The 24,077-nt window shown below is 55.5% G+C and carries 19 protein-coding genes; 13 read left to right on the forward strand and 6 right to left on the reverse strand.

Features of this window, described 5'->3' with window-relative positions:
• The first annotated feature begins 441 nt into the window (after positions 1-441).
• The 10 genes from ftsH to AABA21_RS31340 all read left to right on the forward strand — a co-directional run bounded on the left by ftsH (position 442) and on the right by AABA21_RS31340 (position 14,211).
• A complete protein-coding gene (ftsH, locus tag AABA21_RS31295) occupies positions 442-2,202 on the forward strand; it encodes an ATP-dependent zinc metalloprotease FtsH (RefSeq protein WP_338256290.1) in 1,761 nt (586 codons plus the stop codon).
• Positions 2,199-2,768: an RNA 2',3'-cyclic phosphodiesterase gene (gene thpR, locus AABA21_RS31300; RefSeq protein ID WP_338256292.1), complete on the forward strand. Its 570-nt coding sequence runs from the start codon at positions 2,199-2,201 to the stop codon at positions 2,766-2,768. The genes ftsH and thpR overlap by 4 nt, the downstream gene beginning before the upstream one ends.
• Before the next feature lie 1,088 nt (positions 2,769-3,856).
• Complete coding sequence (ilvB, locus tag AABA21_RS31305; protein ID WP_338256293.1) at positions 3,857-5,647, forward strand: biosynthetic-type acetolactate synthase large subunit; 1,791 nt, start codon at positions 3,857-3,859, stop codon at positions 5,645-5,647.
• Positions 5,640-6,191 (forward strand): acetolactate synthase small subunit, encoded by a 552-nt coding sequence (gene ilvN, locus AABA21_RS31310; RefSeq protein WP_338256294.1) that lies wholly within the window; start codon positions 5,640-5,642, stop codon positions 6,189-6,191. Before ilvB ends, ilvN begins: the two co-directional genes overlap by 8 nt.
• Before the next feature lie 71 nt (positions 6,192-6,262).
• Complete coding sequence (ilvC, locus tag AABA21_RS31315; protein ID WP_338256295.1) at positions 6,263-7,285, forward strand: ketol-acid reductoisomerase; 1,023 nt, start codon at positions 6,263-6,265, stop codon at positions 7,283-7,285.
• 54 nt (positions 7,286-7,339) lie between these two features.
• Positions 7,340-8,518 carry a 2-isopropylmalate synthase gene (locus AABA21_RS31320; protein WP_338256297.1) on the forward strand — a complete coding sequence of 393 codons (1,179 nt, stop codon included), beginning with the start codon at positions 7,340-7,342 and terminating at the stop codon, positions 8,516-8,518.
• Positions 8,519-8,887: 369 nt separating this feature from the next.
• A complete protein-coding gene (gene thrB / locus AABA21_RS31325) occupies positions 8,888-9,916 on the forward strand; it encodes a homoserine kinase (protein ID WP_338256298.1) in 1,029 nt (342 codons plus the stop codon).
• Positions 9,867-11,357, forward strand: a complete 1,491-nt coding sequence (gene thrC / locus AABA21_RS31330) for a threonine synthase (protein WP_338256299.1) — start codon at positions 9,867-9,869, stop codon at positions 11,355-11,357. Before thrB ends, thrC begins: the two co-directional genes overlap by 50 nt.
• Positions 11,357-13,489 (forward strand): ArnT family glycosyltransferase, encoded by a 2,133-nt coding sequence (locus AABA21_RS31335; protein WP_338256301.1) that lies wholly within the window; start codon positions 11,357-11,359, stop codon positions 13,487-13,489. Before thrC ends, AABA21_RS31335 begins: the two co-directional genes overlap by 1 nt.
• A gap of 269 nt (positions 13,490-13,758) precedes the next feature.
• A complete protein-coding gene (locus AABA21_RS31340; RefSeq protein ID WP_338256302.1) occupies positions 13,759-14,211 on the forward strand; it encodes a hypothetical protein in 453 nt (150 codons plus the stop codon).
• 18 nt (positions 14,212-14,229) lie between these two features.
• Here AABA21_RS31340 and AABA21_RS31345 read toward each other — a convergent pair whose 3' ends face one another.
• From AABA21_RS31345 to AABA21_RS31360, 4 genes are all read right to left on the reverse strand, one after another.
• Positions 14,230-15,273: a type I phosphomannose isomerase catalytic subunit gene (locus AABA21_RS31345; protein WP_338256303.1), complete on the reverse strand. Its 1,044-nt coding sequence runs from the start codon at positions 15,271-15,273 to the stop codon at positions 14,230-14,232.
• A gap of 41 nt (positions 15,274-15,314) precedes the next feature.
• A complete protein-coding gene (locus tag AABA21_RS31350; RefSeq protein ID WP_338256304.1) occupies positions 15,315-15,650 on the reverse strand; it encodes a thioredoxin family protein in 336 nt (111 codons plus the stop codon).
• 379 nt (positions 15,651-16,029) lie between these two features.
• Positions 16,030-17,742 (reverse strand): DNA repair helicase XPB, encoded by a 1,713-nt coding sequence (locus AABA21_RS31355; RefSeq protein WP_338256305.1) that lies wholly within the window; start codon positions 17,740-17,742, stop codon positions 16,030-16,032.
• Positions 17,743-17,791: 49 nt separating this feature from the next.
• A complete protein-coding gene (locus AABA21_RS31360; RefSeq protein ID WP_338256306.1) occupies positions 17,792-18,463 on the reverse strand; it encodes an alpha/beta hydrolase in 672 nt (223 codons plus the stop codon).
• Between the two features lie 1,101 nt (positions 18,464-19,564).
• On the opposite strand from AABA21_RS31360, the gene AABA21_RS31365 reads away from it, so the two are divergent.
• Positions 19,565-20,593: a GGDEF domain-containing response regulator gene (locus AABA21_RS31365; protein ID WP_338256308.1), complete on the forward strand. Its 1,029-nt coding sequence runs from the start codon at positions 19,565-19,567 to the stop codon at positions 20,591-20,593.
• A 120-nt stretch (positions 20,594-20,713) separates the two neighbouring features.
• The gene (locus AABA21_RS31370) at positions 20,714-21,145 is read left to right on the forward strand and encodes a hypothetical protein (protein ID WP_338256310.1); all 432 of its coding nucleotides are present in this window, start codon (positions 20,714-20,716) and stop codon (positions 21,143-21,145) included.
• 119 nt (positions 21,146-21,264) lie between these two features.
• Here AABA21_RS31370 and AABA21_RS31375 read toward each other — a convergent pair whose 3' ends face one another.
• The gene (locus AABA21_RS31375) at positions 21,265-21,927 is read right to left on the reverse strand and encodes an antibiotic biosynthesis monooxygenase family protein (protein ID WP_338256312.1); all 663 of its coding nucleotides are present in this window, start codon (positions 21,925-21,927) and stop codon (positions 21,265-21,267) included.
• A gap of 213 nt (positions 21,928-22,140) precedes the next feature.
• Here AABA21_RS31375 and thiL point away from each other — a divergent pair, with 213 nt between their 5' ends.
• Positions 22,141-23,172 carry a thiamine-phosphate kinase gene (gene thiL, locus AABA21_RS31380; RefSeq protein ID WP_338256313.1) on the forward strand — a complete coding sequence of 344 codons (1,032 nt, stop codon included), beginning with the start codon at positions 22,141-22,143 and terminating at the stop codon, positions 23,170-23,172.
• Positions 23,173-23,438: 266 nt separating this feature from the next.
• Here thiL and ruvA read toward each other — a convergent pair whose 3' ends face one another.
• A complete protein-coding gene (gene ruvA / locus AABA21_RS31385; protein ID WP_338256314.1) occupies positions 23,439-24,029 on the reverse strand; it encodes a Holliday junction branch migration protein RuvA in 591 nt (196 codons plus the stop codon).
• Positions 24,030-24,077: the final 48 nt, after the last annotated feature.

Consider the following 24,077-nt stretch of genomic DNA (forward strand, 5'->3'; position numbering starts at 1 on the left):
CTTATTATTGATGTAATTGTATCACGTTCCCGGGTAACTCAGCGGTTAATAGCGGCTATACAACATGGCTAGTACTATTTTCATAGATCAGAAGTAGGTATATGCATACTGAAAATGTGTTGGAGCAGCTTGAACAACCTCATACCTTAGTACTAATTCTAATTTTTCTAAGCATTCTTATCTTATCCTTATCTTGCTAAACCTTTTCTTATGCGTTATACTAGCCTCAAGGTAACGGTATGAAGAGAAAACAAACACCACGAGACGAATTGACATAAAATGGTGGTAAATTAAGATAGTAGGCATGGTAGTAAGTCATCAGTAGAAAACTATAGAAGGGTCTAATGTTAGCGCATGGAAATGCCTCCAAAGGAAAAAAGAGAAACCCCTAAATCAGAGACGCATAGCTCAAATCCAAAGACAACACGTAAGCGTAGCTTTATGGCTCGCTATGGTCTTCCTATTGCTCTGATTGTGATGGGTCTGCTGCTCCTGGGAATTGTGGGAGTAAAATACATTAACGTCTCTTTAGGTGGAACAACAGTACAAGAGAAGCCGATTAGCAACGTTTTGAATATGGCGGATCAGCATCAACTGAAATCGGTAGTTCTCAATGGAAATGATGTCACAGCGACTAGCGTAACAGGCCAGCAGTACCATGCGGTTAAAGAAGAAGGTCAGTCGGTTACTGAGGTATTTAGGAAAGATGGTGCTGTAGTCAGCATCGATAACAATCAACAGGGCCAGTGGTTGCAGGGCGTGGGCGGGCTGCTGCTTGTCTTACTTGTGGTTGGTCTGACCTTTGCTTTTATACGTCGCAGTGGTCTGGGCGGTCAGGCAATGCCTTTCGTTCGCTCAAAGGCCAAACGTTTTTCTGAGTCCCGTCCTTCGGTCTTATTTAAAGATGTGGCGGGCGTCGAAGAAGCCAAAGTTGAGCTGCAGGAGATTGTTGAGTTTCTCAAGCAGCCCGAGCGTTTTATTTCTATGGGAGCGCGCACCCCGAAAGGTGTGCTGCTGGTTGGAGCCCCAGGCACTGGTAAGACCCTGATCTCACGTGCCGTCGCCGGTGAGGCTGGCGTCTCTTTCTATAGCGTGAGCGGCTCCGAATTCGTGGAGATGTTTGTTGGTGTTGGCGCGGCTCGTGTCCGTGATCTCTTCAAAGAGGCTAAAGATCACTCGCCGTGCATTATCTTCATCGACGAGATCGACGCCGTTGGTCGCCAGCGTACCAACTCTGGCAATGGCGGCAACGACGAGCGCGAGCAGACCTTGAACCAGTTGCTGGTTGAGATGGATGGTTTCGATAAGCAGACCAATATTGTGGTGATCGCCGCTACCAACCGTCCAGATGTGCTGGATCCCGCACTGCTGCGTCCGGGTCGTTTCGACCGTACTGTTACGCTGGATAATCCCGACATTCGTGGCCGCGAGGCGATCCTTGAGGTACACGCCGCGGGCAAACCATTTGAAGATGGCGTTACCCTGACCGAGCTGGCTCGCCAGACCGCTGGCTTCTCGGGCGCTGACCTGGCGAACCTTTTGAACGAGGCCGCTTTGCTGGCCGCGCGTAAAGACCAGCCTAAAATCGGTAAGTTTGAGCTGGAAGAGGCGATCTTGCGTGTGATGGCTGGACCTGAGCGCAAGAGCCGCATGATCACGGAAGCGGAGAAGGCCATTATCGCCTATCACGAGGTTGGTCACGCCATCGTGATGCGTTCAATGCCCAATTCCGATCCGGTGCAGAAGGTCTCGGCTATCGCCCGTGGTAAGGCCCTGGGTATTACGGTACAGTCACCTTCTGAGGATCGCTATCTGATGCGCCGCTCCGAACTGCTCTCAAAGATGGCGGGAGCCATGGGCGGGCGCGCGGCAGAAGAGATCGTCTTTGGCGACATCACGACCGGTGCCAGCCAGGATATCGAGTACGTTACCAATATCGCGCGCCGCATGGTATGTGAGTTTGGTATGTCTCCTCTGGGCAATGTCATGATCAAGGCTGAGTCCGACGGCGGCAGCATGCTAAGCGCCGACCTGGCTGCGCGCATCGACAAAGAGATCTCAGTCCTCATCGACCAGGCATATGCCACCGCTCTGTCGATCCTGCGCGAGAAACAGGAGAAGCTGTCGCTGATCTCCGAGCACCTGATCCTTGTGGAGACGATCGACGGTGATGAACTGGATAGGATGCTCTTCGCGGCATGACCAGAACGTTCATCGCCCTCGAAATGAATGAACATATGCAGCGCCATCTGAGTGGATTTATCCACCGGATGGCGCCTGCGCTTCCAGGACTGCGCTGGGTTGATCCGCGTGGCATCCACCTTACCCTGGCTTTTTTGGGTGAGCTGGATAGCGAGCAACTGTCCCTGGCCTTTGAAGCCACACAGCTGGCGGCCCAGAGCGCCCGCGCCTTCTCTTATAGCCTGGCTCGTCCCGGCATCTTTGGCACCCCGCGCCAGCCACGTGTCCTCTGGATGGGCATTGAGGAGCCTTCTGGTGCCCTGCAGTATCTGTACCGTCAACTGCAGAGCGAACTGGTCCAGCGTGGTTTTACAGGGGAATCACGACCGTTTTCGCCTCACCTGACGCTGGCCCGCGCCAAAGCACCCCTCAATCCAACCGAGCAAGCCGCCCTACAAAAAATCCTGGCTCCCCACTACAAAGCGGGCTCAACGCGGCCCTACCCCGCCACCTACATCCACGTCATGAAAAGCGAACTCTCACGCACCGGCGCAACGTACACTGCTCTGCAAGAATACTCCCTATAATCAGGCATGAAAAAGGGGATGGCGCCACTGCGCTATCCCCTTTTTTCATGCCTGATTGTGTTGCCCTGCCGGGCAGAGCACAAAAACTTGTAGTGTTGCTCTGCCGGGCAGAGCACAAAAATCGTGGCGTTGCCCTGCCGAGCAGAGCACAAAAATCGTGGCGTTGCCCTGCCGAGCAGAGCACAAAAATCGTGGCGTTGCCCTGCCGAGCAGAGCACAAAAATCGTGGTGTTGTTGCACATGGTCGGCATCGCCGACCATGTGCAACAACACCACACAAAAAACAAAAAGGCTGGTTGTTGCCGCAGGCAACAACCAGCCTTTTTGTTTATATCTTATTATTCCTATTTGGAGCTATGTCCATCTAGTATAACATAGAAGTCACTTTATAAGCAAGCCTCTGAACGTCAAATATATGTGATAAACGTACATAACCCGCCAGGGTGACGTGTATGCTTTCTCCAAATATGCGAAAAAGGGCACCAATTGGCTTGACAACAATTACCGGGTGATGTATCCTCGAAAACAACAAAGAGATATTGCAGAATGATCTGGCAAAGTTGCTATTGGTGTATCTGTAAGTACACAAATTACTCCAAAAAATTATATTCATTTGTACCGCATGCTTTGGTGGAAACAGGAGAGAAAACGATGGTAATGTCATATGGAATGGAGATAGCAATGAATGCTAATCAACGTCCCTCTCGACATATGCCCTTTTTCATGCCTGCCCAAAGTATGGGTGCATGCGGTATGGCTGCAAGCGCAAACGCCACAACTACTATCTTGAAAACCGACGTAATCACGTCGGTTTCTTTGTTTGTGCTTATTCCCTTATTGCTTCTCGTTGCCCCTGTTATAGGGCTTGTGGTTCTTATTAGCCTCCTTATTAGCCTCCTCCTTATGGGCCTTACCGGACTCATAGGGCTTGAGAGTCTGGTAGGGCGAATTGTACAGCTAGCCACAAGAAGTGCACAGGGAGATTAAACGGGAGCAAAGGCGCCACCCAATCCAAAGAAGGTATCCTCACAAGGACCTCCCAGCATGGGAGGTTCTTTTTTTATCGTTAAATTTTTTCAGGAGGAATTATGGCAATCGCTGCAAAGGATATTCAGAAGACTGGTACGACGTATCAAGTAGATCAGCGTGAGAATGAAGCTCGTGAATTAACCGGCAGTGAAATCATCTGTGAGACGTTGATCCGCGAGGGCGTCGATTTGATGTATGGCTATCCGGGTGGCGCCATTATGCCGTTCTATGATGCGATTACATCCTATCCTGCTCTGCATCACGTGCTGGTGCGCCATGAGCAGGCGGCGGGGCACGCGGCCGATGGCTATGCACGCGCCACCGGTAAGGTAGGTGTATGCGTGGCGACCAGTGGTCCCGGAGCGACCAACCTGGTAACGGGCCTGGCGACCGCTTTTATGGACTCTGTGCCGATGATCGCGATTACCGGCCAGGTGGCGAGTAACTTTATTGGTCGTGATGCCTTTCAAGAGACCGATATCCTGGGCGTGACGCAGCCCATCACCAAGCATAATTTCCTGGTGCGCAACGTTGGGGAACTAGCTTCGGTAATGCATGACGCCTTCCGCATCGCCCGCAGTGGCCGTCCGGGTCCTGTGCTGGTTGATGTGCCGAAGGATGTGCAGTTTGCCCGCACCAGCTATCGCCCATCCGACCACATGACGTCGGACGAATATCTGAGTAAGAGCGTGGCACAGTGCGAGCCCCCTTCTGAATATCTTCTGTCCCAGGCCGCCGAACTGATCGCCCGTTCCAGCCGGCCAGTAATCATGGCGGGACATGGCGTCATTCTCTCAAACGCCTACGCCGAGCTGAAAGCGTTCGCTGAGAAGGCATCCATTCCGGTTATCACCACCCTGCTGGGCTTGAGCGCGTTCTCCGATACGCATCCACTGCATATCGGCATGCCGGGCATGCATGGACCGGCCCACACCAATCACGCCATCGGCGCCTCCGATCTGATCATCGGCGTGGGCCTGCGCTTTGATGATCGCGTGACCGGTGATGTCACGAAGTTCGCTCCCAATGCTCAGCTCATCCATATCGATATTGATGCGTCAGAGATGCAAAAAGTAAAGGTGGCGACGGTCCCCATGGTGGCCGATGCCCGCGTGGCCCTGGCGGCTCTGACCGAGGCGATCGAGACTGGCGATCACCGCGACTGGCTGGGGGAGATCCGTTCGTGGGAGACGGCCAACGATGAGCGCGGCCGGCAGATCGTGCGTGACGAAGAGCTCCCCGATCCTGTCAGCATCCTGAGTACGATCCATAAGGTAACCGATGGTGAGGCAATTGTAGTCTCCGATGTGGGTCAGCACCAGATGTGGACCGCCCGCTTCTATCAGTGGACCCGGCAGAACAGTCATATCACTTCTGGTGGACTGGGAACCATGGGATTCGCGCTGCCGGCGGCAATGGGAGTCAAGATGGGCATGCCCGACGCACCGGTCTGGGCGGTCGCTGGCGATGGTGGTATCCAGATGAATATCCAGGAACTGGCAACCCTGCAGCAAGAGGGGATCTCCGTCAAAGTGGCGATTATGAATAATGGCTACCTTGGCATGGTGCGTCAGTGGCAGCAGTTCTTCCATTCACGCAACTATTCTGAGACGCCGATGAGCGGACCCGACCACGTAAAGCTGGCTGATGCCTACGGCCTGAAGGGGATCCGGGTGAAGCGCCGCGAGGATGTTGAGCCCGCCATTCGTGAAGCCATGGAGACCCCGGGTAGCGTGGTGGTCGAATTTATTATCGAGCCGGAGGCGAACGTGTATCCCATGGTTGCTCCTGGTAAGGCAATCACTGAAATGATCGAGGAGACGGCACAGGAGAACACGAAACATGAGTAATACCGCTACGACTACCACCCCTCGGGCGCATCATTCGAATGCTCCCCAGGGGACCGAGAAGACCCATACCCTGATTATCCTGGTTCAGGATCGGCCGGGATCTGTTGATCGCGTGGTTGGCGTGCTGCGCCGGCGCCGCTCGATGCTGCAGTCCCTGTCGATCGCGCCCGGTACTCAGAGCGAGATGTTTCGCATCACGGCTCAGGTGAAGGACGCGGAGGTCGTGGTTGATCATCTGGTGGCCCAGATCCAGAAAGTGGTTGATGTGCAGCAAGTGGCCAACGTGAGCCCAGCGCAGGCCATTACCCGCGAACTGGCCGTCATCCAGGTTGAGACGGCCAACGCCGATAGCAACGCGATCATCTCCACGGGGGAGCCATTTGGCGCCGTGGTCATTGATGCGACGCCCGAGGCGGTTACCCTTGAAGTGACCGGCGATGCGGCAAAGATCGCCGAGGCGCTGGCGGCTTTCCAGCAGTATGGTATCCGCGACGTTGCCCGTTCGGGCCCGGTCGCCCTGGCGCGCGACGCCGCTACGAAATAGCCATGGATTCTGGCCCCGGCACCGGGGCCACGTCATTTTCAATTTGATACATATTAAGGAGTGAAGTACTCATGCCAAATATTTATTATGACTCAGACGCCAACCTTGACCTTATTCAGCAGAAGCGCATCGCTATCATCGGCTATGGTAGCCAGGGCCACGCCCACGCCTTAAACCTCAAGGACAATGGCTGTGACGTGGTGGTCGGCCTGCCAGCGAGCAGCAAGAGCCGCGCCAAAGCCGAGGCCCATGGTCTGCGCGTCCTGACACCGGCCGATGCCGCCCAGCAGGCCGATGTGATCATGATCCTGATTCCCGACGAGACCCATCGTGAGGTCTTCGAGCGCGACATCCGCCCCGGACTAGCACCGGGCAAGATGCTGATGGTTGCCCACGGCTTTAGCCTGCATTTCTCACAGATCGTGCCGCCACCCGATATCGATGTCGCCATGGTGGCCCCAAAGAGTCCTGGCCACATGGTGCGCCGTGTGTTCGAAGAGGGCGCTGGCGTCCCGGCACTCTGGGCCGTCTTCCAGGATGCGACTGGCCAGGCTGAGGCCCTGACTCTCTCGTATGCGCGCGGCATCGGCTGTACCCGCGCGGGCGTACTGCGTACCACCTTCGCCGAGGAGACCGAGACCGATCTGTTCGGCGAGCAGGCTGTACTCTGCGGCGGCGTCTCCGCCCTGATCCAGGCCGGCTTTGAGACGCTGGTCAGCGCCGGCTACCAGCCAGAGGTCGCCTATTTCGAGTGCCTGCACGAGATGAAGCTGATCGTGGACCTGATGTATCAGGGCGGCATCAGCTATATGCGCTACTCCATCAGCAATACCGCTGAATATGGGGATTACGTGACCGGCCCGCGCATCGTCAACGACGAGACACGTGCCGAGATGCGCCAGATCCTGCGCGAGATTCAGAATGGCACCTTCGCCAAAAACTTCATCCTTGAGAATCAGGCCGGCCGCCCCGGCTTCCAGGCCATGCGACGCGCCCATGCCGCCCACCAGATTGAAAAGGTTGGCCACGAACTGCGCGCCATGATGCCCTGGCTGAACTCAAAGCAATCAGAAAAAGCTGAGTCAACAAAATAACGGATGAGGCCATAGCGCCTCATCTGGAGCATGGTTATAAGGAGGGAACAAACCATGGGAGATCCTGCAGTCGTTAAAATTTTTGACACCACCCTGCGCGATGGCGAACAGTCACCTGGCGCCACCCTGACTGCGACTGAAAAGCTTCAAGTAGCTCAACAACTTGCTCGTTTGAATGTTGATATTATTGAAGCGGGTTTTCCAGCGGCCTCCCCGGGCGATCTTGCTGCCGTCAAAGCAATCGCGCACTCGGTACGCGGCGTCTCTATCGCTGCCCTTGCGCGTGCGCATAAAAGCGACATCGACGCGGCTTGGGAGGCTATCTGTGACGCTGAATCACCTATGATCCATGTGTTCCTTGCCACCTCCGATATCCATCTCCAACATAAGCTCGGTATCAGCCGTGAGGAGGCCCTGAAGCGCGTGCGCACCATGGTCGCATACGCGCGCAGCCTCTGTCCGACCGTCGAGTTCTCGGCCGAGGACGCCACGCGTAGCGACCGTGATTTCCTCTGCCAGATCTTCGAGGCCGCCATTGCGTCTGGAGCCACCACGGTGAACGTTCCCGACACCGTTGGCTACACGTTCCCCAACGAGTACGAGGCGCTCTTCCGCATGCTGCGCGACCGCGTGCCGGGCATGGAGCAGGTTACCTTGAGTGCTCACTGTCACGATGATCTCGGTATGGCCACCGCCAACACTCTGGCCGCCATCAAAGGAGGGGCGCGCCAGGTCGAGGTCACCGTCAACGGAGTAGGTGAGCGCGCCGGAAACACCGCCCTGGAGGAGGTCGTCATGGCGTTGCGCACCCGTCCCGACACCTTTGGCTCGGTAGATACGAACATCAACGCGCAAGAACTGCTCGCCACCAGCCAGATGGTCAGCCAGCTCACCGGCATCCTGGTCCAGCCCAACAAAGCCATCGTCGGCATGAACGCCTTCGCGCACGAAGCGGGCATTCACCAGGACGGCATGCTCAAGAACCGCATGACCTACGAGATCATGACGCCGCAATCCGTTGGCTGGAACGACACCAACCTGATCCTGGGCAAGCACTCCGGTCGTCACGGACTCGATGCGCGCCTGCGCAAGCTGGGCTACAAGCTCGACGCCGAGCAGTTGCAATCCGCCTACAGTCGCTTCGTCGCCCTGGCCGACCAGAAAAAGCTCATCACCGACGCCGACCTGTCCTACATCGTCGAAAGCGGACAAGAAACGCCCGCCGCCGTCTAACGCCAACACGAACCCATGCGGACACATCCAACCCCTTAAGTGGGAAGGTGTGAGCATGATTCCTTCGGTGGAAGGTACGCGCTCGGGGACGTGGTCGCTTCGCGACAAGCCGGGGCGAGCCCGGCGCCCAAAGCGGGGTGCAGGGGCGGCAGCCCCTGACTGGGGGACCGGGGGCTGTGCCCCCGGCTTCTCTTCTTTTATCTCTCGCCGCCCGAAGGGCGGCTACAATGGGGTCACAGGGGCTTTGCCCCTATCCCATCAATTACTTTTGTCCTTTAGCTAGCTCGAACATAGCAGAACATGATAGAATAAGCTAACGAAAGAAAGGATGAACCATGCATTCATCATCAGAAAGGCAGGTAGCCGGCGATGGCACTGGTATTACCTGTTTCGGTTACAGTCTTAACCCCAGCAACATCCGCTAATTTAGGGCCTGGCTTCGATAGCCTGGGCCTGGCGTTACAGCTTTACAATCGTTTTGAGGTTGAAGAGTGGGGAAGCGATCCCGATCATCCACGTATTGAAGTACTTGGAGCGCTTGGCGAAGGCCTACCAACTGGACCGGACAATATGTTCTTCCAGACTTTTGTGCTGTTCCTCAAACGCCTGCAAGTACCCATCCCATCCGTTCGTATTCGCATGACAATCAATATCCCTCACGGGTGTGGTCTCGGAAGTAGCGCGACCGCTGTCGTTGGCGGCCTGATGGCGGCCAATGAATGGGTGCGCCCGCTCGGGCTGGCTGTTCCTAAAGAAGAACTCCTGGAGATGGCCGTTGAGGCGGAGGCAGGCAATCACCCGGACAACGTAGCTCCGGCACTGCTCGGCGGACTGGTCGCGACGACCCATGTCGATGGCAAAATTCACGCCATCAAGACCCGGTTCCCCAATTCGCTGCGGGCCGTGATCTTTACTCCTTCATTTCCCATGGATACCGTCGCGGGCCGCAAACTTTTGCCGGCGAACTATCCAAAGGCGGACGTGACGTTTAATACCGGACGGGTTGCTTTGCTCTTAACCGCTTTGCAGACGGGGCGCTACGAGTTGATCGGCGAAGCCATGCAGGATCGGCTCCATCAGCCCTATCGCCAGGTCCTTTTCCCCGCTATGCCTGAGATCATCAATGCTGCTGTCGCTGCGGGCGCACATGGTGCATGCCTTTCTGGGGGCGGTTCATCCCTTATCGCACTTGCCAGTTCACATTTTCACGAGATCTTGCGCGCGATGCAAAATACTGCTCGCGCCGCTGACGTGGAGGGGACCGGCATGATTTTACGTGCGGACCAAAACGGGGCGCGGGTTCTCAATACACCTCGTAGTCGCATACGAAAGGAAGTTAGTGCGCGTTATGGCGATCAATTCTACTGGTCTCCAGCCAGACCGGGAAGCGGGCGATAATCAATCTCGTTCGCTTACGACTCTTGCTGCCGATGCGGTTGAAGCTCTGTCTTCAACCTCTCTGCGTTGTCTCGAGTGTTCTGCCCTTTATCCCGCTATCGAGATGGGTCAGCCACCACGCTATCGCTGTGATTGTGGTGGTGTGCTGGATGTTGAGACCGAGTTCAAGCTCCCTCAGCAGTCCGCACAGTCTGACGCGGACGCTGATTCAAGGCTCTATGACTTTGACTCGGAACTGGATCGCGGCTCTCCTTCCGCCGGCTCGGCCTGGCGCCAGTTGTTCGATGAGCGTGCCGCTAATCCTCCCATCTGGTCGATTAGCTCTGATAAGATGCTGCTCGATGGTAGCGGCGTCTGGCGCTATCGCGAGCTGATCTTGCCTGCGCCAGAACGTTTTGTGGTGACCCGGCCAGAGGGCAACACCGGTCTGTATCCGGTTGGCATCGAAAATTGCGGTGTTGGTCGTGTCGGCCATCGTCAGATCGGCGCATACGCGGGCCTGGAGCGCTTCTTTCTCAAGCACGAGGGTGAAAATCCCACGGGCAGCTTTAAGGATCGCGGCATGACGGTCGGGGTGACCATGGCCAATCTCATGGGCGCCAAAGCCGTGGCCTGCGCCTCAACCGGCAATACCTCGGCCTCTCTGGCCTCGTACGCGGCCCAGTCCGGCCTGGAGGGCATCGTCTTTTTGCCGGCGGGCAACGTCTCGGCCGGCAAGCTAGCTCAGTCCCTCGCCTATGGTGCCCGCACCGTGCAGATCGAGGGCGATTTTGATGATGCCATGACCCTGGTTGAGCAGGTGTGCAATGAACTGGGTATCTATCTGCTGAACTCGCTCAATCCTTTCCGCGTGGAGGGGCAGAAGGCGATCGGCTTTGAGATTCTGCAGCAGCTGGACTGGCAGGCCCCGGACTGGCTGGTACTGCCGGCTGGCAACCTGGGCAATACCTCTGCCATCGGCAAGGCATTTCGCCAGGCGTATGAGCTGTCCTTGATCAGCCACATGCCGCGCATCGCCTCTATCCAGGCGGCGGGCGCCAATCCCTTCTATAAGAGCTTTACCCAGGGCTTTGCTAAACGCGAAAAGATGCAGGCTGACACCGTGGCGACCGCGATCCGCATCGGCAATCCGGTGAGCTATAGCCGCGCGCGCCGCGTGATCGAAGAGAGCGATGGCCTGGTCGAGCAGGTGACGGACGAAGAGATTCTGGCCGCCAAAGCGGTCATCGACCGCGCCGGCATCGGCTGTGAGCCGGCATCGGCCGCGACCCTGGCCGGGGTGCGCAAACTGGTTGCTCGTGGCGTTATCAAGCGCGACGAACAGGTCGTGGGCGTGCTTACCGGCAATCTGCTTAAAGACAGTAAGACGGGGATCCCTCAGCATGTGGGTGGGGCCACGGTCAAAGCGACTATGGAAGCTGTCAGGAGTGTATTGGCGTAATGAAGCTGGATACCCGTGACAACGTTTCAGTGGATGCTGTAGACAGGCCATCTACCCCTCTGCGCCGATCATTGGGAGCGCTGCTTGGCTCCTGGGAGGTCTATCTTCTCCTCCTGGTGGCGGCGCTCCTGCGCCTCTATCATATCAATACCACCGAGTTCGATGGTGATCAGGCGGATATCTTTTATATGGCTCACAACGCAGTGAGCCAGGGACATTTAGTGGCAACCAGTAATGTAGCTTCAATTAAGATATTTAATCCTCCGGCTATTATCTATGCTTTAATGATACCCGCAGCGGTCAGCGCCAATCCGGTCTGGGGCTCGGTGCTCACCGCCCTGCTGGCGATTGCCTCTGTCTTTTTGACCTATCTCTTGATGCGCCGGTATTACGGTCGTCTGGCTGCTACCCTGGCCTCCTTTTTATACGCGACGGCCTCGGTCCCTATCTTCTACTCGCGCTTTATGTGGAACCAGAATATGCTGTTGTTCTTTGTTCCGCTTCTGATCTGGTTCTTATATCGTGGAGCGGTGGCGCGCCGGACCTTCTGGCTCTTCCCATCGGTCGTTCTGATCGGTCTGCTGGTCCAGTTTCATGCCTCCAGTATTGTGCTGGTGGTGCCGCTTCTGGTTGCCCTGGTGCTGGCGCCGCGCCGCACCGTGCGCTGGTACGATTTTGTTTTAAGCGTTCTCGGTATATTTTTTATCTACGCACCCTATATCGTCTGGCTCTTTCAAACACATTTTCAAGATATCTTTACCGTCCTGCATACCGCAAAGGGAGAGACGCTGATCGATGCGCAGGCCTTGCTATTCTATCTGCAATTTTTAGGTCCCTTACCTGCTCCTTATACCAACAATCTATCGCTCCTCTCTCCTTATATGACGGCTTTTGCGTGGCTGCAACCACTGGTGGTACTGCTGGTGATCGCCGGTGCCGTTCTGGCCGCTGTGCTGGCCGTGAAGTCGCGCCGTTCTGAAGCAGAGGTTGAGCCCCGGCCAGGGTTTATCACCGGGATCGCTCGCTGGTGGCATGATCTGCGCCAGTCTCCTTTGCGCTGTGGTCTGCTTATTCTTTTGACCTGGCAGATTGTTCCACTCCTCTATCTGACGCGCCACGATATCGTCCTGCACCTGCATTACTTTATTATGTTTATGCCAGGACCCTTTATGCTGGTCGGTTTCTTCCTGGCTCGTGCGTTTGACTGGCTGCATGCGCGTCTGAACAGCGTGCAGGTTGCACGTATCGTTTTCCTGACCATTTGCGGTCTGCTGGTCTGCGCCCAGTTTCTGCTCTCTGCAGGTTATGTCTATGATGCCTCGCATGGTCGCTATGTCGATACAACCTGGGCTGGTCAGTATTACAACGATCTTACCTCGCTGCAGAATGTAATGCGGCAGGCGGATCAACTGGCTCAGCAGCGACACCTCAACCATGTCTATGTGAGCGTGGACCAGGGAACCCGGGCTGCGTTCCTCTATCTAGCGGGACAGATGAAGACACCGACCACGGTGGTTGACGATTCGTGCCTGGTGCTTCCCGGCATCCAGAGCGGCGCGGCCATTCTGTTGACGGCTCCCCATAGCCATCGCCTGGATCTGGTAACGGCCTATGCGCATGCTTCCCGCATCGCTACCGCCGCGCATCCTGGGGGACCTCCCTTCAACCTGTATGTGCTGCGGCCCGGCTCATCGGCGGGGCAAGGTCAGAATAATTCAACTGAAGAATTGAAATTCATGGATCTGAAGCCATTTAATAATGGGCAACGGAACGTGCTGGCGTCTCGCTGGCAGATGTTGCGCTCGGCCCCGGCGGGCTATCGCACCAGCTATAACTACACCTTCACGAATGGCGTCGCGGGTACGGGTGTCGCCCCCGCCAGCCATGCCTGTTCGGTGAGCGCGCTGCGCTCCGGTGATCAGCTGATCGTGCCAATGGGTGATCCCGCGCAGCCGCCTACAAAGATGCAGGTTACCGCCTATACAACCCTACCGACGATTCTCTCGTATAACTTTTTAGGAGCCATCCCACTCCAGCTCGACACATTTCGTCTCTATGATACGCCTAAAAAAGTGTTGCGATCACAGAGTGGTCTGGATTACATACCTGTTACCTTTGCCAAAAAATCGTGATGCACAGGTCTGACCACCGGGCCCAGACCTTTTAAAAGGAGGGAGCAGTCCAGCTGGATGCTTCCTCCTTTTATGTGTAGTAGGTGTCGGGCTTGCCCCGACTTTGCCGCGAAGCGGCCAACTCCCGGGCGCGACCGTTCCACTAACGATGACATCGTTCCCTGCGAACGCCGATCTGCGCGATGCCCGTGCTCTATCACTGGTAACCGGTCCGCCTGACTGCTACAATGTACATATATGAATCCATATAGGCTAAAAGAGGATCTGATGTGAACAAGATCAAGCGTTTTCGATTTTCTATTCCAGCCTGGAACATGCCCTCGGATCCAGTGAAAGCCGTCTGGTGGTTCCTCTACTGGCTCTTGCAACTGCTCGTGCAGTTTTTCTGGCTCCCCATTATTCTGATGATGATCTACGAAACGTATAGCAATAGCCTTGTTGGCGGTGTTTTCAATGGTATCGTCAGCGGGATATTGACGCTGTTCGTGGGTTTGATCGTCTGGGCCGTGCTCTATGGAGCCCTGGTCATCGTCAAGATTAGCACCGGCATCTCACAGGCTGTCTCAGGCATGAAGCGCATGCAGCAGCAGCAAGAAGAGTTCTTGCGCCAGGCCTATTCGCCGTTGATGGGCAGCAATCGCCCCGAACGTGAAGAGCGCGTGGTTGAGGGAACCATTACCGACCTGGAAGAAGAGAGGCAGAAACGCCGCCGCGAGCAGTAGGTCCCCGGCGAGAGTGCTCTAGAGAGCACTCTCGGAATTGGCGGCCCGCCAGGCCTGCCAGGCCTCGTCTCTGGCTTTAGGTACATATGAGAAGAGGAGGGAGCCCTCTCCTTCAATGCGGTACGCACCCAGATCAGCTGGCAGCACCAGTGTCTGGCCGCGGCTGAGCGTCTCTGTTTGTGCGAACTGCTCACCGTAAGCAACACGTATCTCCGCCCCCAGTGAGGTGAGAATGATGCAACTCTTCTCGGTCGCCCCCTCGCGCACGCCACCTTTCAGGTTTAGCTCGCGCGTCAAGAAATATTTGCAGGCGACCAGGCAGCGCTCGTCGTACTCCGTCGTGCTAGCGAGGGTGACGGGATGCATTTTGATCTGCCGCGAGGCCTCATAGTGCGAGACATCCAGGGAGCGGTCGATATGCAGCTCGCGTGGCTTGCCAGAGGCTGTAAGACGACCATAGTCATACATACGATAGGTGACGTCAGAGTACTCCTGCAGTTCATAGAGCAGGATGCCGCCGCCGATGGCATGGACCGTTCCGGCGGGCACAAAGACCACGTCGCCCGCTGCGACCGGTTCTGCGTGCATCAGTTCTTCCAGTTGCACCCCTTCAATGGCCTGCCTGACCGCGGCGGGATCGGTCGCAGCCTTAAAGCCGTGGACGATGCTCGCCCCCGGTTCAGCGCTTAAAATATACCAGAACTCGGTCTTGCCCAGTTTTCCACCCTCAAATTCGTTGGCGTATTCATCCTTGGGATGGACCTGTACGGATAGCTGGGCATTGGCGTCAATGAATTTAGCTAGCAGCGGGAAGCGCTGACCAAAGATGGCTGTGGCTTGCTCCCCAAGCAGGGAGGTGCCCAGTTCGGCGACAACGGCTCCCAGTGTCTGACCCTCATACTCCCCATTCTGAACCAGGTTACTGACCTCTGTCTCCCATGATTCACCGATTAAAATTTCATTGGCTGGTAACGTTTTCCAGCTATCTTGTTCCAGACGGCGCCCGCCCCAGATGGTTTCGTGCAGCGACGACCGCAGGCGGATCGGATAGATGTGTGACAAAATACAACTCCTAACGATAACGGTGATAAAAATAGGCTGAGCTACTCGGCCAGCAAGACACCTTCAACCATGCGGCGCAGCTTATCGCGCATTACAATACCTGTAATACGATAAACCTCGTGCCCATTCTTAAAGAAAACGAGCGTAGGGATACCCTCGACCTTCCATTGCCTGGTCAGGTCTTCCTGCCCGGTGACATCCAGTCTGGTAAAAACGACACGGCCTTGATACCCTTTGCTGATCGCTGCGATTTCTGGCTCTTGTATCTTGCAGGCATTGCTCTGTTCCGCCGAGAAATTGACGACCACCAGTTGGGACGCTTGCAGTACCTTTTCAGCAAAAGTGTCCGGTGTTACCTCATTATAATTCTCTGCCATGCTATCCTCTTGTAGTCAATAATAAATGCACTTTTGCTTCTCAAAGTATCACCCTATGCGGGCGTATGTCAAGCGAGCGCATCCACTCTTCTCTCGCACCGCCTGCGGCGGAGAGGAGAAAAGATGAGGGTGGGGAGACCCCACACCCCCCAAGGGGCTAGCCGCCCCTTGACCCCGCAAAGCGTACCCCCGCGCGAGAGGGCTAGCCGCCTCTTGACTTCACAGAGCGTTTCCCAGATGGGAGGTGCAGGAGGGCGACTAGCCCTCCTGCCGGGGTGTGGGGTGTCCCCACAAAATCTCTTTTTTCTCTCTCGCGCCGCAGGCGGCGCGAGAGAGAGGGCCTTGCACCCTTTTGCAAGAAAAGGTTATGATGCTTTCATTATGGCTGGGCTGTCAAGAGGTCCTCTGCATCTTCTATCAGGTAGCGATACCCTTGCTCAGTCAAAAACAGTTGCCGGTTGGCGGAAAAATCCTGGTCGCGTGTATCGCGAGTGACGATGGTATAGAAGTACGCACTTCCTCCATCACCCTTTGGACGCAGGATGCGGCCCAGGCGCTGGGCCTCTTCCTGCCGTGAGCCAAAGGTGCCTGATACCTGGATGGCGACATTGGCGTCCGGTAGGTCGATGGCGAAGTTGGCGACTTTACTGACCACCAGCCGTTTGATCTCACCGCGTCGAAATTGCTCATAGAGCTTTTCGCGCTGGGTGGTGGCCGTACGCCCTGTGAGCAGGGGAGCCTGTAGTTCTTCCGCCAGGATTTTGAGCTGATCCAGGTATTGACCTATGATCAGCACCTGGTCATCCGCGTGCCGGTCAACCAGGTGGCGGACAATCTCTAGCTTGGTCGGATTTTCGGCGGCGATGCGATACTTCTCGCGCGTCTCAGCCATGGCATACGTGAGCTGATCGTCCTCGGTGGGAAAGCCCACGCGGATCTCATGGCACTCTGCGGTGGCGATCCACCCTTGCTGCTCCAGCTCGCGCCACGGCACATCATATTTCTTGGGGCCGATCAGACTGAAGACGTCCGCCTCGCATCCATCTTCTCGCACCAGCGTGGCTGTCAGACCCAGGCGACGCCGGGCCTGAATCTCGGCCGTAAAGCGGAAGACCGGCGCCGGGAGCAGGTGCACCTCGTCGTAGATGATGAGCCCCCAGTCATAGTTGGTGAAGAGCGAGAAGTGGGGATAGGTAGTGGGTCCTACATCGTTTGCATCGCCCACCTCGTTGCGCCGGTAGGTCAGAATCTGATAGGTGCTGACCGTGATGGGCGCGATCTCTTTGCGCTCACCGGTATACTCGCCAACCATTTCGGGCGGTAGATCTGTCTTATCCAGAATCTCATGTATCCACTGGCGGACCGCGACGGTATTGGGGGTAAGGATCAGGGTGGCTCGCTGCAGGGTGGCGATGGCGGTCAGGCCGACGATCGTCTTTCCAGCTCCACAGGGCAGAACTACCACACCGCTCCCCCCGCTGGGCGCTCCCCCGGCATGAAAGGCCGAGACCGCCGCCTGCTGATAGTGGCGGGGTTCAAATTCTTTGCCCTGCTGCGTCAGCGTGCGTAAGTTGATCGGGAGGGGAGAACCCTCGGTATAGCCAGCCAGATCCTCGGCCGGAAAGCCAATATGGATCAGCGCCTGCTTGACATGTCCGCGCCTGGCGCTATCGATCTGCAGCGTGTTGCGATTGACCTGCCGCACGATATACGGCTGCATTTTTTTGTGGTTAATGATCTCGGTCATCAAGGCATAATCATCTGAGTACAGCAGGAGATCATCCCCTTCGCGCACCAGCTTGACGCGTCCATAGCGGTGGATATAGGTCTGTATCTCGGTCATAATATTGGTGGGCAAGGGATATTTGCTGTAATCTGTGAGCAGGCCGACGATGGTGTTCGCATCCATGCCGCCAGCCGCGGCATTCCAGAGCGACAATGGCGTTAAGCGATAGGTATGAATATGTTCGGGCGACTTCTCAAGTTCGGCAAACTGCGCCAGAGCATCGCGCGCCTCTTCATGCTGAGGATGGTCAACTTCTAATAAAATACTGCGATCACTTTGAACAATAATGGGGTTGGCTGGATTCATTATATTCCTCTTCTTCCAACTTCTGATATCGATCTCATGCGAATCTCGTTTAGACCCCCGGCATGCTCGCCCATGTTTTGAGATATTTTAAGATAGCCTGCACGGCCGGCTGCTCATAGCCGCGCATCAAATGCCTGGCTCCGACAATGACTTTGATCCCCTTGGGGCCGGCCTGCTGCTCAACAAATGGCTCCAGCTTATAAAGCGGACAGATTTCGTCGAACTCACCGGTGACAAATAATTTGGGGCGCTCAAACTGGCGTGGAAAACCGCTGGTGGCACGGAACAGGGGCAGGCTAATCGCCACAATCGTACGTATACGCATATCGAAGGGAGCGTAGAGCATCGTTGTATAGGCACCAAAGCCATGCCCTACCACGCACAGCTTGGCGGGATTGACGCCCGGAAATGTCAGCGCCGCATCGATGGCGCCGGCTAAATCAAGTGGCTCAAGGCGCCCGTCTGTCTGCTGACCCTGACTACGGCCCACTCCGCGAAAATTGAACCGGAGCACGATCATGCCTTCCTCAGCCAGTTGTTTGGCCAGGGCGACGTTCAAGGTGTCATTCATATCGCTACTGGCCGGTTGAGGATGGCAGATAATCACGATGGGGGCATGCTCAGCCTTGAGAGGAGCATGCACAACGCCCTCGAGAAGAAAGGCCGGCTGGCCCTTGCTATGAAAGGTAATGGGTCGTTCCGCTTGTACCGACAAGGTCATCGCTTATCCTTTGTTCTGTTCAGCCTTTGTATGGGCGAAGATGTACGGGCTTCTTACTGCCGTTAATTGCATGCCTTCTATCTAAATATTATCTCAGTCAGACTCAAGCGTCAACATTCCCGTACAATTTATAACACCCTTGAGGGACCTGAAAAAAACTCTGTAATAATTGACCAACAATTTATCTCATGAAAAGCCATCATCAATCGTCTCTATTAATAGAAATACTCGTGCCCCCTTCGTGGGGCCTGACTCTCGTCATAGTAGGGTACGTGAACGCCCCCACATAGGCGGCCGCTGCGCGGCCGCGTTGGTGTTGTGTGTTGGTGCGTGGGGTGCGCATTCGCGCACCCCACGCACCAACACACAACAGACTGTTGAGCACCGCATGTGCGAAAACGCAGGCAGGTCGCAATGCTGCACATGAGAAGCGGGGATGCAAGGGGCGGCGAGCCCCTTGACTGGGGGCGCGGGGGCTGTGCCCCCGACACTTCTTCTCTCTCCTGCCGCCCGAAGGGCGGCAAAAAAGGGGGTAAGGGGGCTCTGCCCACCTAAAAGTCACAGTATTGTGAGATTTTTGCAATTTATGACGAAAAGCTTTGATTTGTTAAACAAAACCTTTGCATGTCGCCCGAAGGATGTTATACTAACTATGACATATGTATACTTACTTTTGGTACTGTAAGTACGATATGTACATTAGGAGACAGTCGATTATCACTATTTGCCCATGCCAGGCATTGCGCTACACTGTCTTCACTGTTGGCTCAATGCCCCCACTCCCCTATTGAATGGGCCTGTATCAGGAGGTGACTTTGTCATTTGATACGCATAACGCGTATTTTACGATACTTATACACTGATGGCTCAATAACAATTTATGTGTTCTTTCGATGTATCATAAACGTTGATGCAATGTATTTAACATAAGTAGTTTACTGTGCTACGGTGGTGTACCTATAGTTCTCGATCGGACCAGTGGTATTCTGGCTCACGGCAAAACCGTAGGTGTATGGATGATTTCATTCGTATTACATGGATAACGTGAGTCTTCTAAGGTATACACGGTGTATATAGTGAAATGTAGAGGTAGGAGCATATATGTTCAGCATTCTAGTCGTCGAAGGTGAAGGAGTCATCACACAATTAGTCAGGGAGCAATTTGGGGGCGAGGGATATCAAGCTGTTGTGGTTAGAAACGGCGAAGATGCTGTACAGTTTGCTATGCGTGAGATGCCAGGCCTTATCATTCTAGATGTAGAACTTCGGGGTATCGATGGCTATCAGGTCATCCAGCAGTTGCGTGACCATCCCAAGTGCATGCACATTCCTATCATTATGGTGAGTGCGCATTCATCGTTGGTAGATAAGGTCCGGGCATATGAACTGGGTGTTGATAGCTATATTACCAAGCCTTGCTGCTCGGATGAATTGCTTGCCCATATTCGCCGACAGCTGCGGCGCGTACAGCAAACCACTCTATCACCTCTTACACGCCTCCCTGGTGGCCTGCAACTTGAACGGGCCATCGATTATAAATTGCGTGGCTCCGACCCCTGGAGTGTCCTCTATCTCGACCTGGATAATTTTAAAGCATTTAATGACGCCTATGGCTTTGTGACTGGCAATGATATGATTCTGCTGGTTGGCCATATCTGTCAGCGTGTCGTGTATGAATATGGCAACGCTGATGATTTTGTAGGGCATGTCGGTGGGGATGATTTTGTTATCGTCACAACTCCGGATCGCGAGAAGATACTGTGCCGCCACATTCTGGCGCGTTATAAACAGGAGAGCATGTCGTTTTACCACCCTGAAGACATCGAGCGTGGCTCGATCAATGGCGTTGATCGCTCTGGTCATCCATATCAGTTTCCGCTGGTCTCTCTCTCCATCGGCGTGGTCAGCGATCAGCTCAGGTGTTCGCACTCGATGAATGAGGTGAGCACGCTTACGGCTGAAGCCAAACGCCTGGCCAAGCAATCCTCCAATAACGTTTCGCGCGTTTCTCCGCAGTGGGGTGTTCCTACCCAGGTGTCGCATACACCGGCGAGCTTTAATCTGGTTGGCAACGTTGGACGGAACCTTTTTCACTTTTCTGAAGAAGATGTGCTGGCAAAATTTAAATAAACAGGGTAAGTGCTCGCTATTTCGTATTTTGTGATGGGGTGGTCGTGATGGGTTGCTTCTTTGTGCTATGCTGAAATATATTCATTTTTTTCATTGCCAGGTGTTGGAAGGTTACCGTGTATGTCTACGAGTCGTGACTATCATGAGCTCTCGTCCGAGAGCCATGATGAATTATATGAGCAGGAACGTGAGGCGCAACGCCTCTCTATTCGTGAAAATGCCAAGCATGTGATGCGTGAGAGCGGTTTAGCCGAGATGTTGCAGAGCATTAACAAGAATCTTCTCAAGGGGCGAGGGCACTTTGAGGAGTATGATTCGATGGTGCTCTTTCGCTGGGGAACGCACTCGACGCGTCGCCATATGTGGATTGAAGTACGCGGGAGCTCGATTCTTTTCCGCCTGCACCCCCACCGTAAATGCGCCTCGGCCGCGCCTGTGTGCGATGGCGAGTATCATACCCTGACGGGCGCGATGTGGTCAGATCGGGAGTTTTTGAAGGCCGAGCTAAAGAAATACTATGATCGCCCGGTGGCCGAAACGTCGGCCGACTAACCTGCCCTCGCCTGCATGTGTTTTCGCACCTACGGTGCTCAGATAACTTGTTTTATGTTGGTGTCGCCGGGGCGCATCTGCGCCCCGGCGACACCAACATAAAACAAGTTATCTGCTGCTTATAGCATCTCTAGCGAGAGCACATTGATGGGTGCTCCCTTCTCAACGGTCCTTTTGACTCGTCGATAGATGTCGTGCGCATAGAAATTCTCGCGTTCCATCTCGTTGGCCCAGCTAAAAAAACCAAAGAGCAGCGAGCTTTGTCGCGCGAATACCTCCTGGTAACCGGCGGTACGCGCGACGGTAGCCAATCTATGGGCGGTTGGTGTATCATTGATGCCCCGAGCGAAGAAGGCAAAGGTAAGATGCATCTGGAGCTCCGGCTGATAGAGTCCCGCCAGCCATTGCTTCTGAACCTGCTCAATCCTTTGTGGATCAAGCGTCATAATATGGATCGAGGCAATTTGAGCTGGGGCAGTTGGCCGACTATAGCCCCAGAGGTAGGAGAGCAACCACTGCTCGGGCTGGGAGGCCAAAAGATTGGTGGCCGTCAACAGCAGCTTTTTGGGTGAATGGCGTTCCTGGGCCTTGAGCCAGCTTTGTTCATCATCCCATGTCGTCAGGAGCAGATAGACGATGCCATTGCTGCGCCCGCGATACAGTCGGGTAGAGATGAGTCCTGGTGCGCTGCGCAGCGTGTTTGCTATTGAGCGTATGTGTGCCCGCGCTTCTGTATCTTTTCCGGGCAGGACATGAGCTAGCGTAACAACTAATAACTCCATACTGTGCTGCAAAATGATGCCTCAACTTTTCGTATGAGCGTTAGAACGCAGACTAGGATAGCATAGTGATTCATATGGCGCAATAGGATTATCGCTTATGCTTTTTCGCTTGACTGTAGGGATAGCGAGGATGCGTGAATAATTATCCCTGGTGTGATATAGAACGTGTCCATGCGTAGAACATCAAATGTGTTCCAGGTAAAGGATAAATGTATGGATATCTCTGCCTTTGGCGAGTTTGAGCTTGTCGCGCGACTGACCGCCGGCCTGGCCGTTTCAACCGCCGGCGATATTGGCGTGGGAGACGATTGTGCCCTGCTAGACCTGGGGCGCGGAGACTTGCTGCTGGCGACCTGTGATAGCCAGGTCGAGGGGGTGCATTTTTCTCTAGGATCCTCTCCATCAGAGCATATTGGACGAAAGGCGCTGGCGATTAACTTGAGCGATATCGCCGCGATGGGCGGAACGCCCCGCTACGCGCTGATCTCTCTGTTGCTTCCCTCCCACCTGTCCATCGAAGTCCTGGATGGCATTTATGCTGGATTGCGGGCGCAGGCGCAGCGCTTCGATACCGCTATCGTTGGCGGTAATATCTCCAGCACCGGCGGCTCTCCTCAACTGGTGATCGACATTACGCTGCTAGGTACTGTTGAGCGCGGCCATGCTCTGTTGCGCAGTGGCGCCCATGCTGGCGATCTCATCTGCGTTACAGGTTCTTTAGGCGACTCTGCGGCCGGCCTGCAAACGTTTCTGCATACCACAACCGATGTGTCGCCACAGGACCTGCAGACGTTGCGAGAGCGCCATACCGCGCCTGAGCCTCGCGTTCGCGAGGGTCAACTGCTTGGCGCTTTGGGAGGAGGGAAGGTCACGGCGATGCTGGATATCAGCGATGGCCTGAGCGGTGATCTCACCCATCTCTGCGAGCGCAGCGGCTGCGGCGCGCGTGTAGACCTGGCGGCGATCCCGCTCTCCGCGCCACTGTTGCGCGTAGCACGCTCTCTCCAGCACGATCCCCTGGACTGGGCGCTGCACGGCGGCGAGGACTACGAACTCCTCTTTACCCTGCGACCCTCCGCCCTGGACGAGGTGCGCTCTGCCATTCAACAGCAAAGCGGAACGCCACTCACCGTCATCGGCGAGATCCAACCTCCCACCGCTGGCCTGACCCTCTCCCACCCCGACGGACATACCGAACCCCTCCACCCCCACAGCTGGGACCACCTCAACCACCCATCGCCGTAGGTGCGCCCCTTGAATGAAAAAGCCCACAGTACGTGCGGGGCTTGCCCCCGCTTTGCTTCCTCACCACTTATCGATGCAGGCTTCTGCTGATGAAGAACATCTTTCTTGTTGCTCTTTCGAGTGGGAAGGACAAAAGCGGGGGCAAGCCCCGCACGTACTGTGGGCTTTTCTCGTTTTATACACCACATTCTTTTATTTATTTCGAGCGCCAGGGCGCTCGAGTCAGGGCCACAGGCGCGAACCATCAGTATTATAAGAGCGCGCGCTCAGCGCGAAAACGAGCGCAGCGCCAGCGTCACCTGCTCCTCCAGCGAGAGCGCACGATCCTGCGGCAGCTTGGCCAGCGCCGCCTGCGCCTCCGCATTGGTATAACCAAGCCCCATCAAAGCTTCGAGCGCCTCGGCTTTAATATTGCCCGCCACCGGCGCGGCGCCATTCCCAGCCAGCCCCGCCAGCGATGGCAGCTTACCCTTGAGCTCAAGGATCAGGTGGGCCGCCAGTTTCTTGCCCACGCCTTTGGCCAGTCCCAGGCGCTGTTGGTCCTCGTCCGCGATGGCCTTGTAGAACGCTGTGGCATCCATGACCGAGAGGATGGCCAGGGCCACCCTGGGCCCGACCCCGCTGACACCGATCAATTGCTCAAAGGCATCGCGGTCCGTGTCGGTCGTGAAGCCATACAGCGAGATGCCATCCTCGCGCATATGGAAATGGGTGGAGAGCGATACCTCCATGCCTGGCTCATTCAGGCGCTGTTGGGTGGAAGATGGCACGAAAACCCGTACTCCAAAGCCCCCCACCCGGATAATGGCGTAATCGACACCCGTAGCTTCAAGGGTGCCATGAATGCTGGTTATCATCTCCCCAACGGTACCTCTTCTGTGTTATTGATGCTTGTTTTATTCGCG

The organism is Dictyobacter halimunensis, assembly GCF_036245075.1.

What these genes read in the sequence shown, in the direction of transcription:
- ilvB (WP_338256293.1), top strand. Translation starts at nt 3,857, where the DNA reads ATGGCAATCGCTGCAAAGGATATTCAGAAGACTGGTACGACGTATCAA.
- AABA21_RS31335 (WP_338256301.1), top strand. Translation starts at nt 11,357, where the DNA reads ATGAAGCTGGATACCCGTGACAACGTTTCAGTGGATGCTGTAGACAGG.
- ilvN (WP_338256294.1), top strand. Translation starts at nt 5,640, where the DNA reads ATGAGTAATACCGCTACGACTACCACCCCTCGGGCGCATCATTCGAAT.
- ruvA (WP_338256314.1), bottom strand. Translation starts at nt 24,029, where the DNA reads ATGATAACCAGCATTCATGGCACCCTTGAAGCTACGGGTGTCGATTAC.
- AABA21_RS31375 (WP_338256312.1), bottom strand. Translation starts at nt 21,927, where the DNA reads ATGGAGTTATTAGTTGTTACGCTAGCTCATGTCCTGCCCGGAAAAGAT.
- ftsH (WP_338256290.1), top strand. Translation starts at nt 442, where the DNA reads ATGGCTCGCTATGGTCTTCCTATTGCTCTGATTGTGATGGGTCTGCTG.
- AABA21_RS31360 (WP_338256306.1), bottom strand. Translation starts at nt 18,463, where the DNA reads ATGACCTTGTCGGTACAAGCGGAACGACCCATTACCTTTCATAGCAAG.
- AABA21_RS31355 (WP_338256305.1), bottom strand. Translation starts at nt 17,742, where the DNA reads ATGAATCCAGCCAACCCCATTATTGTTCAAAGTGATCGCAGTATTTTA.
- AABA21_RS31370 (WP_338256310.1), top strand. Translation starts at nt 20,714, where the DNA reads ATGTCTACGAGTCGTGACTATCATGAGCTCTCGTCCGAGAGCCATGAT.
- AABA21_RS31350 (WP_338256304.1), bottom strand. Translation starts at nt 15,650, where the DNA reads ATGGCAGAGAATTATAATGAGGTAACACCGGACACTTTTGCTGAAAAG.
- AABA21_RS31320 (WP_338256297.1), top strand. Translation starts at nt 7,340, where the DNA reads ATGGGAGATCCTGCAGTCGTTAAAATTTTTGACACCACCCTGCGCGAT.
- AABA21_RS31365 (WP_338256308.1), top strand. Translation starts at nt 19,565, where the DNA reads ATGTTCAGCATTCTAGTCGTCGAAGGTGAAGGAGTCATCACACAATTA.
- thrC (WP_338256299.1), top strand. Translation starts at nt 9,867, where the DNA reads ATGGCGATCAATTCTACTGGTCTCCAGCCAGACCGGGAAGCGGGCGAT.
- thrB (WP_338256298.1), top strand. Translation starts at nt 8,888, where the DNA reads ATGGCACTGGTATTACCTGTTTCGGTTACAGTCTTAACCCCAGCAACA.
- thiL (WP_338256313.1), top strand. Translation starts at nt 22,141, where the DNA reads ATGGATATCTCTGCCTTTGGCGAGTTTGAGCTTGTCGCGCGACTGACC.
- thpR (WP_338256292.1), top strand. Translation starts at nt 2,199, where the DNA reads ATGACCAGAACGTTCATCGCCCTCGAAATGAATGAACATATGCAGCGC.
- ilvC (WP_338256295.1), top strand. Translation starts at nt 6,263, where the DNA reads ATGCCAAATATTTATTATGACTCAGACGCCAACCTTGACCTTATTCAG.